Annotated in this window: 16 protein-coding genes; 10 read left to right on the top strand and 6 right to left on the bottom strand. The window is 60.0% G+C overall.

Annotation, left to right across the window (positions count from 1 at the left end; translation table 11 throughout):
• Positions 1-78 precede the first annotated feature (78 nt).
• The gene (locus FEV53_RS03885; protein ID WP_142833510.1) at positions 79-1,155 is read left to right on the top strand and encodes an ABC transporter permease; all 1,077 of its coding nucleotides are present in this window, start codon (positions 79-81) and stop codon (positions 1,153-1,155) included.
• Positions 1,155-1,928: an ATP-binding cassette domain-containing protein gene (locus tag FEV53_RS03880; RefSeq protein ID WP_142833509.1), complete on the top strand. Its 774-nt coding sequence runs from the start codon at positions 1,155-1,157 to the stop codon at positions 1,926-1,928. Before FEV53_RS03885 ends, FEV53_RS03880 begins: the two co-directional genes overlap by 1 nt.
• A gap of 331 nt (positions 1,929-2,259) precedes the next feature.
• Here FEV53_RS03880 and FEV53_RS03875 read toward each other — a convergent pair whose 3' ends face one another.
• On the bottom strand, positions 2,260-2,853 hold the full coding sequence (locus FEV53_RS03875; protein WP_142833508.1) for an HD domain-containing protein: 594 nt from the start codon (positions 2,851-2,853) through the stop codon (positions 2,260-2,262).
• A 144-nt stretch (positions 2,854-2,997) separates the two neighbouring features.
• On the opposite strand from FEV53_RS03875, the gene ahcY reads away from it, so the two are divergent.
• The 5 genes from ahcY (at position 2,998) to FEV53_RS20770 (ending at position 6,948) form a co-directional block, all read left to right on the top strand.
• Positions 2,998-4,386, top strand: a complete 1,389-nt coding sequence (gene ahcY / locus FEV53_RS03870) for an adenosylhomocysteinase (protein ID WP_142833507.1) — start codon at positions 2,998-3,000, stop codon at positions 4,384-4,386.
• Positions 4,387-4,566: 180 nt separating this feature from the next.
• Entirely contained in the window at positions 4,567-5,526 is a 960-nt protein-coding gene (locus FEV53_RS03865) for an IS1595 family transposase (RefSeq protein WP_142833506.1), read from the top strand.
• A 23-nt stretch (positions 5,527-5,549) separates the two neighbouring features.
• Positions 5,550-6,284, top strand: coding sequence for a hypothetical protein (locus tag FEV53_RS03860; protein ID WP_142833505.1), 735 nt, complete (start codon positions 5,550-5,552; stop codon positions 6,282-6,284).
• The gene (locus FEV53_RS03855; protein WP_142833504.1) at positions 6,281-6,802 is read left to right on the top strand and encodes a hypothetical protein; all 522 of its coding nucleotides are present in this window, start codon (positions 6,281-6,283) and stop codon (positions 6,800-6,802) included. Before FEV53_RS03860 ends, FEV53_RS03855 begins: the two co-directional genes overlap by 4 nt.
• On the top strand, positions 6,802-6,948 hold the full coding sequence (locus tag FEV53_RS20770) for a hypothetical protein (RefSeq protein WP_185962094.1): 147 nt from the start codon (positions 6,802-6,804) through the stop codon (positions 6,946-6,948). Before FEV53_RS03855 ends, FEV53_RS20770 begins: the two co-directional genes overlap by 1 nt.
• A gap of 489 nt (positions 6,949-7,437) precedes the next feature.
• Here the strand turns inward: FEV53_RS20770 and FEV53_RS03850 are convergent, their stop codons facing one another.
• From FEV53_RS03850 to lysM, 3 genes are all read right to left on the bottom strand, one after another.
• Positions 7,438-8,970 carry an alanine/glycine:cation symporter family protein gene (locus tag FEV53_RS03850; RefSeq protein ID WP_142833503.1) on the bottom strand — a complete coding sequence of 511 codons (1,533 nt, stop codon included), beginning with the start codon at positions 8,968-8,970 and terminating at the stop codon, positions 7,438-7,440.
• Between the two features lie 15 nt (positions 8,971-8,985).
• A complete protein-coding gene (locus tag FEV53_RS03845) occupies positions 8,986-9,423 on the bottom strand; it encodes a universal stress protein (RefSeq protein ID WP_142833502.1) in 438 nt (145 codons plus the stop codon).
• Between the two features lie 192 nt (positions 9,424-9,615).
• Positions 9,616-10,038, bottom strand: coding sequence for a peptidoglycan-binding protein LysM (gene lysM, locus FEV53_RS03840; protein ID WP_142833501.1), 423 nt, complete (start codon positions 10,036-10,038; stop codon positions 9,616-9,618).
• 186 nt (positions 10,039-10,224) lie between these two features.
• Here lysM and FEV53_RS03835 point away from each other — a divergent pair, with 186 nt between their 5' ends.
• Positions 10,225-10,566 (top strand): DUF2853 family protein, encoded by a 342-nt coding sequence (locus FEV53_RS03835; protein ID WP_142833500.1) that lies wholly within the window; start codon positions 10,225-10,227, stop codon positions 10,564-10,566.
• A gap of 4 nt (positions 10,567-10,570) precedes the next feature.
• On the opposite strand, the gene FEV53_RS03830 is transcribed toward FEV53_RS03835, so the two are convergent.
• Both FEV53_RS03830 and tsaD read right to left on the bottom strand, forming a co-directional pair.
• On the bottom strand, positions 10,571-10,987 hold the full coding sequence (locus FEV53_RS03830; protein WP_142833499.1) for an EVE domain-containing protein: 417 nt from the start codon (positions 10,985-10,987) through the stop codon (positions 10,571-10,573).
• Positions 10,984-12,036, bottom strand: coding sequence for a tRNA (adenosine(37)-N6)-threonylcarbamoyltransferase complex transferase subunit TsaD (gene tsaD / locus FEV53_RS03825; protein WP_142833498.1), 1,053 nt, complete (start codon positions 12,034-12,036; stop codon positions 10,984-10,986). Before tsaD ends, FEV53_RS03830 begins: the two co-directional genes overlap by 4 nt.
• A gap of 78 nt (positions 12,037-12,114) precedes the next feature.
• Here tsaD and FEV53_RS03820 point away from each other — a divergent pair, with 78 nt between their 5' ends.
• Both FEV53_RS03820 and FEV53_RS03815 read left to right on the top strand, forming a co-directional pair.
• Positions 12,115-12,813: a uroporphyrinogen-III synthase gene (locus FEV53_RS03820; protein ID WP_221931578.1), complete on the top strand. Its 699-nt coding sequence runs from the start codon at positions 12,115-12,117 to the stop codon at positions 12,811-12,813.
• Between the two features lie 46 nt (positions 12,814-12,859).
• On the top strand, positions 12,860-14,086 hold the full coding sequence (locus FEV53_RS03815; RefSeq protein WP_142833496.1) for a COG4223 family protein: 1,227 nt from the start codon (positions 12,860-12,862) through the stop codon (positions 14,084-14,086).
• Positions 14,087-14,088 lie beyond the last annotated feature (2 nt).

Raw genomic sequence — 14,088 nt, 5'->3', positions numbered from 1 at the left:
TAGCCGCCCTATCCCATGTATCGCGCGGGGCGCGGCGAGCCCCCGCAGGTCGTCACACCCTGTTCCGGGAGCTACGCCATGTCGTCGGACACCACGACAGATAATTATGAGGCCGCAACGGCCGGTGCATCGCAGGAGGTTGCCTCCTTCGAAACGCACAAAAAAGGACTCGTGGGCCACATCCACGACACCCTCCACCACAACCCATCCCTTGTGCCGCTGATCGTTCTCGTATCGGCCATCCTGATTTTCGGCCTGACGCTGGGCTCGAAGTTCTTCTCGCCCTTTGCCATGACGCTGATCCTGCAACAGGTGCAGATCGTGGGCGTACTGGCTGCTGCGCAGAGCCTCGTGATCCTCACGGCGGGCATCGACCTGTCGGTCGGTGCTCTGGCTGTGCTGAGCTCGGTCATTATGGGGCAGTTCAGCTTTCGCTACGGCGTTCCGCCGGTGATGTCTGTGGCCATTGGACTGACCATCGGCACCGCCATCGGCGCTCTGAACGGCTGGCTGGTCAGCCGGGTCAAGCTGCCGCCCTTCATCGTCACGCTGGGCATGTGGCAGATCGTTCTGGCCGCCAACTACCTCTATTCGCGTAACGAGACCATCCGTGCGCAGGATATCGAGGAACAGGCTGCCTTCCTGCAACTCATGGGCGCCAAGTTCCAGATCGGAGGCGCGACATTTACCCTCGGCGTGTTGCTGATGCTTGGACTGATCCTGGCCCTCGCTTACGCGCTGCGCTCCACCGCTTGGGGCCGCCACGTCTATGCCGTCGGCGATGACCCGGATGCGGCGGAACTGGCGGGTGTGAATGTTCACCGCACGATCATGTCGGTCTACATGCTCGTCGGCTTCATTTGCGCGCTGGCAGGCTGGGTGATGATCGGCCGGTTTGGCTCCATCTCGCCCTCGGCCTCGACCGGCATGATGGGCAACATCCAGTCGATCACCGCTGTCGTGATCGGGGGCATCTCGCTCTTTGGCGGACGCGGCTCGATTTTGGGCGCCTTTTTCGGTGCGCTGATCGTTGGTGTGTTCGAACTGGGCCTGCGGATGGCTGGCGCCAACCCGCAATGGACCTTCCTCCTGATCGGTGCGCTGATCATCGCCGCCGTGACCGTGGACCAGTGGATCAGAAAGGTGTCGTCGTAATGGAACCGATTCTCAAAGGACGCGGCCTCGTCAAGCGTTACGGCAAGGTGACGGCCCTCGACCGCTGCGACTTCGACCTCTATCCCGGTGAGATCCTCGCGGTAATCGGTGACAATGGCGCCGGCAAATCCACCCTGATCAAGGCGCTTTCGGGTGCCGTGATCCCCGACGAGGGTGAGATCACGCTGGACGGGCAGAAGGTTTCCTTCAGCAGCCCGACGGACGCGCGGGAGCAGGGGATCGAGACGGTCTACCAGACCCTTGCCATGTCCCCGGCGCTGTCGATTGCGGACAACATGTTCATGGGGCGTGAGATCCGTCAGCAGGGCTTTATGGGCAAATACTTCCGCAAGCTCGATAAAAAGCAGATGGAAGACTTCGCCCGCGCCAAGCTCAGTGAGCTGGGTCTGATGACGATTCAGAACATCAGCCAGCCGGTCGAGACCCTATCGGGCGGTCAGCGTCAGGGTGTGGCCGTGGCCCGCGCCGCAGCCTTTGGATCGAAGGTCATCATCCTCGACGAGCCCACCGCTGCGCTGGGGGTCAAGGAAAGCCGCAAGGTGCTGGAGCTGATTCTCGACGTGAAATCCCGTGGCATTCCGATCATCCTGATCAGCCACAACATGCCCCACGTGTTCGAGGTGGCCGACCGGATCCACGTGCACCGTCTGGGCAGCCGCCTCTGCGTGCTGGACCCGAAGGAGCACACCATGTCCGACGCGGTGGCCTATATGACCGGCGCCAAAGCGCCCGAGGGGCAGGAAGCGGCCTGAAACCGACATTCTGATTGAGTGAAACGACGCGCCTGACCCCGGTTGGGCGCGTTTTTTGTCCTTATGCTTCAAAAGCATAGCGGACATGATCAGAGGTCATTCGATTCCGGATTGTCCTATTGCGACTTCGGTGACATGGGCGCTTATCGCACCGCCTGCACGTCAGGCTCACCCCATATCTCCATCGGAGGGCGCCCCAATGCTGAACATCTTTGCCAACACCCTGCGCGTCGCCACCCGCAACGACACCGCCAATTCCGGCACCAAGCGGAAGTAACTTCTTTCAAGATGTCAGGATCAGTCAGGAATACGCTCCCGTCTGATCCTGACTCTAGATTTGCGCCAGCAGATCCGCGTGGCGGGCGACGTAGTCTTCGCGCACCTGTTTCGGCGGCCGAAGGCTGATGTCCAGCCCCTCGATCAGTGCCGGATCGGGGCGGCCAAAAAATCGTGCTGCCTCGGCCTCGGTAAAGCCCGCGATTTGCGTGGCCTCCATAAAGGCGGAGATCCGGTCGGCTTTCTTGATCTGCTGCTTCACCCGAACAGGCAGTGCGGCCGGCAGACCAAAGCGGATATGGATCGCTGCGGTGAGCCGTTCGTCAAGGGCCTTATAATCGGGCCCGACGGCGTTTTTGACCGGCGAGATCATGTCCCCGATCACATATTCCGGCGCGTCGTGCAGCAGTGCAGCCAGTTGCCATCGGGGGTCAGGCCGGGCCACGAGGCGGGTGTAGAGCGTCTCCACCAACAGCGAATGTTCGGCCACCGAGTAGGGGAAATCGCCATGCGTCTGGCCGTTCCAACGGGCGACGAAGGCCAGCCCGTGAGAAATGTCGCAGATCTCGATATCCACCGGCGTCGGGTCCAGCAGGTCGAGGCGGCGACCGGACAGCATACGCTGCCACGCACGGGGGGGCTTGGACATCGGAACCTCGGAGCAAGGGTTGGTCCGGCGGTTTTCCCTCTTGCCTAGCGACAATGCAACCCAACCCGGCGCACGCGCTGAATGTTGCCGGAGGGAGGCGCCGCTGATAGGACGGCGCGAACTGTTTTATCGCGGGAGCCAAGCATGGCTGAAGATTACATCGTCAAGGATATCTCTCTGGCCAGCTTTGGCCGCAAGGAACTGGATATCGCTGAAACTGAAATGCCGGGCCTGATGGCCCTGCGCGAGGAGTTCGGTGAGACCAAGCCTCTCAGCGGCGCGCGCATCGTCGGCTCGCTGCATATGACAATCCAGACCGCAGTCCTGATCGAGACGCTGGTGGCGCTGGGCGCGGATGTGCGCTGGGCCTCCTGCAACATCTTCTCGACCCAGGACCACGCGGCGGCCGCGATTGCCGATGCTGGGATCCCGGTCTTTGCCATAAAGGGGCAGAGCCTTGAGGAACATTGGGATTATCTGGATCGCTCGTTCCAGTTCCCCGAGGGGCCAAACCTGATCCTCGACGATGGCGGCGACGCGACGCTGTATATCCTGCTTGGCGCCCGTGCCGAGGCGGGTGAGGACATCATCCCCGTCCCCGGCTCCGAAGAAGAGGCCGTCATCAAGAAGCAGATCAAGAAGCGCATGGCGGAGAGCCCCGGCTGGTTCAGCAAGATGCGCGATCAGATCAAAGGCGTCTCCGAGGAGACCACGACCGGCGTGCATCGTCTCTATGAGCTGAAGAAGCAGGGCCAGTTGCCCTTCCCGGCGATCAACGTCAATGACAGCGTGACGAAGTCGAAATTCGACAACAAATACGGCTGCAAAGAATCCCTCGTGGACGGCATCCGTCGCGCCACCGATACGATGATGGCAGGCAAGGTCGCCGTGGTCTGCGGATATGGCGACGTGGGCAAGGGCTCGGCGGCGTCGCTGCGCGGCGCCGGTGCCCGGGTGAAGGTGACGGAGATCGACCCGATCTGTGCGCTTCAGGCGGCGATGGATGGGTTCGAGGTCGTGCTGCTCGAAGACGTGATCGACAGCGCCGACATTTTCATCACCACCACCGGCAACAAGGACGTGATCCGCATCGAGCACATGCGCGCGATGAAAGACATGGCGATCGTCGGTAACATTGGCCATTTCGACAACGAGATTCAGGTCGCGAACCTGCGCAATCACAAATGGACCAATATCAAGGATCAGGTGGATATGATCGAGATGCCTTCAGGCAACCGGATCATCCTCCTCTCCGAAGGCCGGCTGCTGAACCTCGGCAACGCCACGGGGCATCCGTCCTTTGTGATGTCGGCCTCGTTCACCAATCAGGTTCTGGCGCAGATCGAGCTGTGGACCCGCGGTGAGAAGTACGACAACGATGTTTACATCCTGCCCAAGCATCTCGACGAAAAGGTCGCGGCGCTGCATCTGGCGAAGATCGGTGCGAAGCTGTCGAAGCTCGACCCTGAGCAAGCGGCCTATATCGGTGTGACGCCTGAGGGGCCGTTCAAGCCCGAGCATTACCGCTACTGACCTGATCGACCTTTTTGGAATAGGCCCGCCCGGTCTGGCGACCGGGCGGGATTTTTGTGTCTAGCGCCGCCGGGTGCGGCGCAGATTTGGGTATTTCCAGACAAAAAGAAAGGCGATTGTATATTTGACAAACCCAAGGGGATTACCTATATCTAACTCAACAAGTTAGAGGTCTCCGCAATGTCCGTTCTCAGCAAACCCTACATGCACGACGAAGCCGCCGCTTTCGCTCATGTCGAAGGCATTATTTGGCCCGATGGTCCGGTTTGCCCGCACTGCGGTGTTGTTGATCGCGCCTACAAGCTGGAAGGTGTCCGTACTAAGCCGAGCAAGAAGAACCCGGAAGGCAAAGAGCGCTTTGGTCTGTGGAAATGCCGTGAATGCCGCAAACAATTCACCGTGCGCAAAGATACGATTCTCGAGGAAAGCCACATCGAGATGTTTAAGTGGCTGCAAGCTATTCACCTGATGGTGTCCAGCAAGAAGGGTATCAGCGCGCACCAGCTTCACCGCGTTCTGGAAGTCACCTACAAGACAGCATGGTTTCTGGCTCACCGCATCCGCGAGTGTATGCGTGATGGCGCACTTGCCCCGTTTGGCGGCAATGGCGGCGCTGTGGAGGTCGATGAGACGTTTATCGGCAAGAAGCACGACAAGCCCAAGGGCGCGCGTGGCTACGCTCACAAGAACGCCATGCTGACCCTTGTGGACCGCGACACCAAGCGCGCCAAGTCCATCGTCGTTGACAATATCAAGAAGGACACGCTTGTGCCGATCCTGCGCGAAAACATCGCCAAAGAGGCTACGATCTACACCGACGAAGCCAAGCAGTATACAAGCCTGTCTGGCGAGTTTGCCGACCACGACTTCACCACGCACAGCGCAGGCGAGTACGTGAAGCGCGAGAAGCCGCAGGTCCACACCAACACCGTCGAGGGCTTCTACAGCATCTTCAAGCGCGGCATGAAGGGCGTCTATCAGCACTGCGGTAAGCAGCACCTGCATCGTTACGCGGCTGAGTTCGACTTTCGCTACAACCACCGCGAAGCCAACGGCATAAACGATGCCGAAAGGGCTTCTGTGGCACTATCCGGCGTAACCGGTAAGAGATTGCTTTACCGGGACTCGTTGGGCGCGTAGAATCTGCGCTGGAGGCGCAGAAGTTGACGCAAACGACAATATACACTTTCAAGATCGATGATTTCACTCCCGAAAGTATGCCTTTCGGGAGGCTGGTGGAGTATTACTCCGAGATAAAGAAGATGCTCGGTGTGGCAGAAAGCCTTCACCTTGTCGACGTGGTCGAAAGCAGTCACGGGAGCGCGTTCAAGATTGACCGGAATCACGAGTCCGCGTTGACAAAACGACTTATGGAACTTGCAGAGGGAACAGCACCTCAGCAAGCATCTCGCGCGCGGGATTTCATCAACTTGATGCTTCGCGAAGACGGTACCAGCGCAAGCTTCTACGACTCCAGAGGGGCCAACATCATCGCCTTTCCGGGTAAACGTGCCGAGACCAGTGAGCAAGTGAGGGTTAGAGGCGCAGCCAACTTTGTCGGAGAACTTTACCACATCGCTGGAACAAAAGATGATGCAAAAGTTCGGATAAGCACCGATGCTTACGGAGTTGTGTTCTGCACAACCAGCAAAGATATTGCTAAAGCCCTCCGTGATTTTCTGTTTGAAGAAGTAAAGGTCAGTGGGCGTGGAATGTGGGTTAAAGAGGATTCCGGCAAGTGGAATATCGACAATTTTGTTATCACTGACTTTGCTCCAGTTACGCGTGAGAGCCTTCGCGAAAGCGTGAATCGTTTGCGTAACATGAATATTGATTGGCCCGACGATCCACTTGGGAAAATTATTGAAATTGAGGAACGAAACGGTACGGCGAGTTGATAGTTGCTTTTGACAATACGTTTCTTTCGCTTGTTCTTAACCCCGACAGCAAGCCAAGACCAAACCCGGCAACGGGGAAGCCGGTAGAGCATTGCAAGGAACGGGTAGAGGCGCTTGTGGATAGGCTTAGCAAGCGCGGTGATACCGTGGTAGTTCCAACCCCCTGTTTCTCTGAAATGCTTTGCGCGGTACCCGATCTACAGAGGGCGACCGCAACGCTCAACCAGTCGACGGCATTTGACCTTGCACCGTTCGATGAGCGATGCGCAGTCGATCTTGCTGAGGTTGTGAGAACGGCTATTGCTTCCGGCGACAAGCGATCCGGCATCAAAGCGCCTTGGAACGAAGTGAAGTTTGATAGACAGATTGCAGTTATCGCAAAAGTTAACGGCGCTGAAATTTTGTATACGGATGACGAGCATCAAGCTGCATTCGCAAAGAAACTGGGCCTGAAAGTGATTCACACTTGGGATTTGGACCTCCCGCCTGAATATGCCCAAACGGGGTTCTACGTTTAATGACTGATGATAAGAAATCTCAACTGGAACGCTTCAAGGAAGCCGCCCGCGAACTCGGGACGGACGACGACGACGAACGGTTTGAGGAAAAGTTGCGCGGTCTGGTGAAGCCGAAGCCCAAAAGTCGTAAATCGTCTTCTAAATGAGGTATTGAATTACCTCATTTGATGGGGTACAATAATACCTATGAAAGATATTCGCATCAGATTGGCAATGTGGTTCGCTTACCGCATCTGCCGTGTCCCGGTTCAAGTGGAGCAGCGTTTCATGTGGGACCGAATCTCTTGAGTGTGTGGGCGTAGGTCGTGAATACGATTACCTTGTCCTTGCGGAAGTCTAAGGCTCCGTAAAGAGCCGTGTGGACGGCTTCCGCATCATCGGTGTCCAAGAAAAGGCACGATGTGCTCTTATCTTCGGATATACCGAATCCCGCCATCCTATCGTGCAGCTTTCGGTAACGGTTGCTGTAGTCATCATCATATTCAATGCTGACTGTAACGCCAATCATTCTCGAATCCCTTTATGCTAGAACCGGAGCCTGCGATCAACAGAGGGGTTTGTCAAATATACAATCGCCAAAAGAAAGGGCGCCCGGTGAGGGGCGCCCCTGTTTGGTTTCGAGCTTTGGTCGAGGATCAGGCGTTGTAGCGCTTGATCTCGCCGGACTTCAGGCGGGAGGTGTAGCTCTGCAGTTCCCGCTTCACGATCGGCATCAGGAAATACAGCGCGATGATGTTGACCACCGCCATGGCGAAGATCGCCGCGTCGGAGAAGTCGATGACCGGGCCGAGGCTGGCGGCCGCACCGATGACCACGAAGATGCAGAAGATGATCTTGAAGATCAGCTCCTTGGTTTGGCCTTCACCGAACAGGAAGGTCCAGGCCTTGAGGCCGTAATAGGACCAGCTGATCATCGTGGAGAAGGCGAACAGGATCACCGCCAGAGCCAGCACGTACTTGAAAAACGGCAGGGCCGAAGAGAAGGCCGCAGAGGTCAGGGCCACGCCAGAGTTGCCATCAACGGTGGCAATGGCGGAACCGGCTTCGTTCAGCAGGTAGTTGCCCGTGGTCTCGTCGATCAGCAGCTGCTGGGTGATGATGATCACCAGAGCAGTCATGGTGCAGACCACCACGGTGTCGATGAAGGGCTCAAGGAGCGACACGAAGCCCTCGGTGATCGGCTCCTTGGTCCGGACGGCGGAGTGGGCAATCGCGGCAGAACCGACACCGGCTTCGTTGGAGAAGGCGGCGCGCTTGAAGCCCTGGATGAGGGCGCCAACCATACCACCAGCGACACCGAGACCGGTAAAGGCGCCCGCAAAGATTTGGCCGAAGGCCCAGCCGATCATGTCAGCGTTCATCAGGATGATGATGATCGCGGTGATCACGTAGAGGACGCCCATAAACGGCACGACCTTTTCTGTGACGCTCGCGATCGACTTCAGACCGCCGACGATCACAGCAAAGACCACACCGGCCAGCAGGATGCCGGTGACCCAGCCCGGATAATCCCCAAAGGTGCCGGAGATCATGGCATGGGCCTGATTGGCCTGGAACATGTTGCCGCCGCCGAGTGCGCCGAGGATACAGAAGATCGCGAAGAGGATGGCGAGGAACTTACCCGCCGGGATGCCGCGCTCCTCAAAGCCCTTGGTCATGTAGTACATGGGGCCACCCGAGACGGTGCCGTCGGCATACTCGTTGCGGTATTTCACGCCGAGGGTACATTCAGTGAATTTCGACGCCATGCCCATGAGCCCAGCGAGGATCATCCAGAAGGTCGCACCCGGGCCACCGATGCCGATGGCCACGGCCACGCCAGCGATGTTGCCGAGACCCACAGTGCCCGAGAGGGCGGTCGCGAGCGCCTGAAAGTGGCTCACTTCACCGGCGTCGTTGGGGTCGGAGTAGTCGCCTTTGACCAGCGAGATGGAGTGGGCGAAGGCGCGGAACTGCACGAAGCCGAAATAGACGGTGAAGATCGTCGCGGCGACCACCAGCCACAGCACGATCCACGGGAAGCTGGTGCCGGGCAGGGGGGCGAAGATGAGGTTGACGAACCAGCCGGTCGAGTTGGCAAAGATCTCGTTGACCTTCTCGTCGACGGATTGTGCGGAGGCTGCACTGGCCGAGGCCAGCAGCGCCGCTGCGGGGAGAAGCTTATGCATCTGGGGTTCTCCTGATCAGGGGACGATGACGGTCGGGACAGTGGCGATCTGCGCGATAGCCAGCGGAACGGAGCCAAAGATGCGCGACACAGCGCCACCGTTACCGGAGCGGCCCACGATGATGAAATCGGCCTTTTCGGTGTCCGCGATCTTGACGATCTGCTCGGGGACGTTGCCGTGCTTGACGATGCCTTTGGCCTCGACGCCAGCGGCTTTGGCGCGCGCCAGAGCGGGGGCGATCACGTGCTCTTCGGCACGGCCCAGCTCTTCGTTCCGGCGCTTGTGGCGCTGGTTCAGCTCTTCGGGCGTCAGAAAGCTGTAGGGCGACCACTCAAGGATATGGACCACAACAATGCTTGCGCCCGATTTCTGGGCGCGGGCAATGGCCGTATCCAATGCGCTGTTCTGGGTAATGTCGTCGTCATGCGCGACGACGTAAACTTCTTGTCCCATACCGTGGGAACCTCCCTGTCTTCGTGTTGCTTGCAGGATCCGAAGATCCGTGCAGCATCTGGCCGAGTGCACATTGTGGCAAGCGGCGTCAACAGGTCGCAGGGTAAAATCAGGAAATTCGACTGAATTCGGGGGCAATGTTGCGCAATATGCCCGGCCTGCAGGCATTTCACAGACCGGGCGATTATGGCTTTACTCGGGGATGCGGAGCACCTGACCGGGGTAGATCTTGTCCGGATCGCTGAGCATCGGGCGGTTGGCTTCGAAGATTTCGTTGTAGCGGTTGCCGGCGCCAAGTGCCTTTTCGGCGATAGCCCAGAGGGTGTCGCCTTTTTCGACGGTGTGGGTGCGGGGCTCGGCACCTTCCACTTCGTCCTCGACTTGAGCAACACCGTCCACATTACCAACGGCGATGAGGACTTTCTCCTTCACCTCCTGGCTGGCGGCCTTGCCGGAGACCTTTACCTTGTCACCCTCGACCTTGATGTCGAGGCCAGAGGCGTCGAGGCCCAGATCATCGAGCTCTTTCTTCAGAGCATCTTCGTTGGCTTCGCTGGCCTCGGCGGCGCCAAAGAGTTTCTTACCCGCGTTCTTCACGAAATTCAGAAGACCCATGTGTTTCTCCACTGCTGTGATGTGCGACGTAGGTGTCGCGACTGTGGGCAATGAACGGTTTGTGCGCGGGAAAGGCAACGGCTGATGGCCGCTCATGAGCCAAATATGTCTTTATCGGCTCGAATCAGCCGACTAGGCTGCGGAACAGAATGCCCGGAAACAGGGCCTGCCAACAGGAGAGTTCGAATGAGTAAACGCGACGATCTGATCCAGACCTACGCTGCCGATTTGCGGGAGAAGTGCGGGATTGAGCCTGATATGGATCTCTTGACCAAGGTGACCATCGGGTGCGGCCCGTCGATCTACAATGCGGACGCGTCCACCGTCGCGGCCTCGGACGATGCCGAACTGGAGCGTGTGAAGGCCAATTTCCTGATGAAAAAGCTGGGTCTGCCGGACGGTCCGCAGCTGATGGAGGCGATCAATTCCGTGATCGAGACCTATGGCCGCTCGAACCGGAACAAATACCGTGCCGTCGTCTATTACATGCTCGTCGTGCATTTCGGCAAATCATCGGTCTACGGCTGAGCCGTCAGTCTTCGGCGGCGCGTTCTTCGATCACCGCCCATTCCGCCGCACTGACCGGCTGCACTGACAGGCGCGGCCGGTTGACCAGCGGCATGTCAGCGCATCTCGGATCGTCCTTGAGCTCGGCCAGTGTCACAGGACGGAGCAGATCGCGCACCGCCTTTACCGTCACACAATCCCATTTGCCGCTGTCATCGGTCGGATCGGGATGGGCTTCGTGGATCACCTCGACAATTCCGACGCAGGCCTTTTCACTCTGGGAATGATAGAACAGCGCCAGATCGCCTAAAGCCATCTCGCGCATCATGTTGCGGGCCTGATAATTCCGCACGCCGGTCCAGGGCTCTCCTTCGGCTCCTTTGGCTTTCTGGTCATCCCAGGACCAGTCGGATGGTTCGGATTTCAACAGCCAGTATTTCAAGCCTTCGCCCCCCTTTTACCCGATCCGAGCATGGGGGCGGCGTTGCTGTCCAGAGGCCAGCGCGGGCGGGGGGCGAGTTCAGGTCCGTCGCGATAGCCCAACGCCAGGCGCTCCGCTCCGGCCCACGCGATCATCGCGGCGTTGTCTGTGCAGAGCTTCAGCGGTGGCGCGACGAAGGGCAGGTCTGTCACCTCTTCGAGCGCCGTGCGGATGGTCTGGTTCGCGGCCACGCCCCCTGCGACGCAAAATGCCGTGGCCTCGGGGCAGAGCTCCAGCGCGCGACGGCTCTTGCGCGCCAGCGTTTCGGCGATTGCGGTCTGAAAACTGGCGCAAATATCGGCGCGGGTTTGTGCGGGGAGGGCACCGTCAATGAGCGACTTATCCCTCGCGCGCAGAACGGCTGTTTTCAGACCTGAGAAGGACAGATCGCAGCCGGGCCGGTCGAGGAGCGGCCGGGGAAAGTCGAACCGCGTCGCATCACCCGACCGGGCCTCCGCCTCAACCATGGGCCCTCCGGGTTGGGGCAGGCCGAGGAGTTTGGCGACCTTGTCAAAGGCTTCTCCAGGCGCGTCGTCGATGGTGCCTCCGAGGCGGGCGAACTGGTCCGGCCCTCCGACCCGCAGGAACTGGCAGTGGCCGCCCGAGACCAGCAACATCAGATAGGGATAGGCGACATCATCCGTCAGTCGCGGTGTCAGAGCGTGCCCTGCGAGGTGGTTTACCCCGACCATCGGCAGGCCGGTGGCCATCGCAAGTGCTTTGGCAAAGGTTACGCCTGCCATAACGCCGCCGATCAGTCCCGGCCCGGCGGTCACGGCGATGGCGTCCATGTCAGTTAGCTCCAGTCCGGCTTCTGAAAGCGCTGCCTCGACGCAGAGGTCGAGCCGCTCCACATGGGCGCGGGCAGCGATTTCCGGGACCACTCCACCGTAGCGCGCGTGCAGGTCGGTCTGCGAAGAAACCACGTTTGACAAGATCTCCCGGCCCCGGAGGACGGCGGCGGAGGTGTCGTCGCAGCTCGATTCAATACCGAGGAGGATCTGTGACATGCGCGGAAGAGGCCTTGGCGTTGCATGGAATGTCTCCACTGCGTAGCATCGCGCAGCCCGCCCGTCCATGGAGCAGCCGTGTCCGCAGCCTCTGAAACCGCACTGATTCTCACCCGCCCCGCGGGGGCAAGTCGGCGTTTCGCGGAGCAAGCCAGACTGGCGGGATGGCGAGGTCCGGTGCTGTTTTCGCCCGTGTTGGACATCGAATGGTGCGAGACCGGCCCAATGCCCCATCACACCCTGATCCTCACCTCGGAGAATGGCGCGCGGGCGGCGGCGCGGGCAGCGGGTGGGCGGCTCGACGGCTGGCACGCCATTGCGGTCGGGTCGCGCACGGCTTCGGTCGCCGAGGCGGCCGGTGCGCAGTGCGAGGTTTTGGGCGGGTCGGCAAGCGCCTTGACGGAGGTGCTGATCGCCCGCGGCGGCGGGCCATATCTTCATGTCCACGGGCGGCACGTGACCGGGGATCTCGGGTCAGACCTTTGCCGCGCCGGGATAGAGGCGGACAGCGTCGTTGCCTACGATCAGATGGCCGTTCCTCTCAGCATAGCCGTCCACGACTGGATCGCCTCGGGCAAACCAGCGGTTCTGCCGCTTTTTTCCCGACGATCCGCGCGACTTATTTCTGCGGAACTAACGGACCTGCCGTCGGTTATCCGGGTGGTCGGCATCAGCGCGGCAGCGTTGGAGGACTGGCCTTGGCGGGATACCGCTCTAATTGCGAAAGAAAGTAACGCAAACGCGGTTCTGGCGCGTCTTGCAGGTTGTTGCGCCTGAGCAACCTGCTTAGGGTGCAGACCTGAGCTGGAGAAGAGAGGACATCGTGAGCGAGACCGACACAAACCCGGGCGCTGACACTGAGCCCAAAGATGAGACAGCCACCGATCTGGTGGTGACCTCGCCGGAACCCTCCCGATCCCCCTCGGGGCGCGGGTCCTTTGTGGCGACGCTTCTGGGGGGCGTTGTTGCCGGCGGAATCGGATATGTCGCCGCCTATTACACCGATTTTTCGCTTTTGAACTCTGGGGAGGGCGAAGATCCCCTCGCCAGCGTACAGGCGGAGGTAGAGGCACAGTCCGAGCGGTTGGATCAGTTTGCCGCCGACACTGGCGCCCGGATCGATGCGTTGGAAACCGCAGAAGCCCCGATTGCCGATGCCTCGAATTTCGAGGAGCTGATCGGCGCTGTCGCGGTCCGTGTGGACGAGCTGATGTCCCGCGTGGATGGTTTGCCAGCGGATTTGCCGGAATTGCCCGAGATCGATTTCTCGCCGCTGGAGGAACGTCTGGCCAATCTTGAGGGCAGCGATCTGAAGGGCATCACCGAGGCTCTTGCGGTCCGGTTGGCGACGCTTGAAGGCAGCGATGCCACGCAGAAACTACAGGATACGGTGTCGAAGCTCTCCGCCCGTATCGATGAACTGAGCGCCCTGACGCAGGACCAGTCCGAAAAACTTGCTGAGCAAGCCGCTCTGATAGACGAACAGAAGCAGACGCTGGCACAGCAGGAAACCGCCATCGCGGACGCCGAATCGGCAGCGCGGGCAGAGGCAAACCGGATTTCGGTGCAGGCCGCTCTCGCCGATATCCGCGCCGCGATGGAAATTGGCGACCCGTATGCCGACGCTATCGGCGCACTGCAAAGTGCCAGCGGCGCGGACGTTCCTGAGGCTTTGTCTGCTCCTGCTGCGGACGGTGTGGCAACGATGGCCGCGCTGCAGGCGTCCTACCCGGCTGTGGCCCGTCAGGCCCTGTCTGCTTCGGTCGCGGAAACGGCAGGCGACAGGGTTCAGGACCGTCTTGGCGCCTTCCTGAAAGCGCAAGCCGGGGTCCGCTCCCTGAGCGAAAAGGAAGGCGACGATCCCGACGCCGTCCTGTCCCGCGCCGAAGCCCGCCTCGCCGAGTCCGATCTGGAGGGCACGCTGGCCGAGATCGCCAAGCTGTCCCCCGCCGGGCAAGAAACCTTCTCTGACTGGACCAGCCGTGCTCAGGCGCGTCTGGACGCCCGCTCGGCTCTGGCCGGGATGAGCGACACCGTCAGCAACCAGTGAGG

Source organism: Palleronia caenipelagi (assembly GCF_007004065.1).
In the GTDB taxonomy this organism is placed as follows: Bacteria; Pseudomonadota; Alphaproteobacteria; order Rhodobacterales; family Rhodobacteraceae; genus Palleronia; species Palleronia caenipelagi.
This window is presented reverse-complemented; position numbering and strand designations above follow the sequence as displayed.

Coding starts and splice junctions, on each gene's coding strand:
- FEV53_RS03885 (WP_142833510.1), top strand. CDS start 79: ATGTCGTCGGACACCACGACAGATAATTATGAGGCCGCAACGGCCGGT.
- FEV53_RS03880 (WP_142833509.1), top strand. CDS start 1,155: ATGGAACCGATTCTCAAAGGACGCGGCCTCGTCAAGCGTTACGGCAAG.
- FEV53_RS03875 (WP_142833508.1), bottom strand. CDS start 2,853: ATGTCCAAGCCCCCCCGTGCGTGGCAGCGTATGCTGTCCGGTCGCCGC.
- ahcY (WP_142833507.1), top strand. CDS start 2,998: ATGGCTGAAGATTACATCGTCAAGGATATCTCTCTGGCCAGCTTTGGC.
- FEV53_RS03865 (WP_142833506.1), top strand. CDS start 4,567: ATGTCCGTTCTCAGCAAACCCTACATGCACGACGAAGCCGCCGCTTTC.
- FEV53_RS20770 (WP_185962094.1), top strand. CDS start 6,802: ATGACTGATGATAAGAAATCTCAACTGGAACGCTTCAAGGAAGCCGCC.
- FEV53_RS03850 (WP_142833503.1), bottom strand. CDS start 8,970: ATGCATAAGCTTCTCCCCGCAGCGGCGCTGCTGGCCTCGGCCAGTGCA.
- FEV53_RS03845 (WP_142833502.1), bottom strand. CDS start 9,423: ATGGGACAAGAAGTTTACGTCGTCGCGCATGACGACGACATTACCCAG.
- lysM (WP_142833501.1), bottom strand. CDS start 10,038: ATGGGTCTTCTGAATTTCGTGAAGAACGCGGGTAAGAAACTCTTTGGC.
- FEV53_RS03835 (WP_142833500.1), top strand. CDS start 10,225: ATGAGTAAACGCGACGATCTGATCCAGACCTACGCTGCCGATTTGCGG.
- tsaD (WP_142833498.1), bottom strand. CDS start 12,036: ATGTCACAGATCCTCCTCGGTATTGAATCGAGCTGCGACGACACCTCC.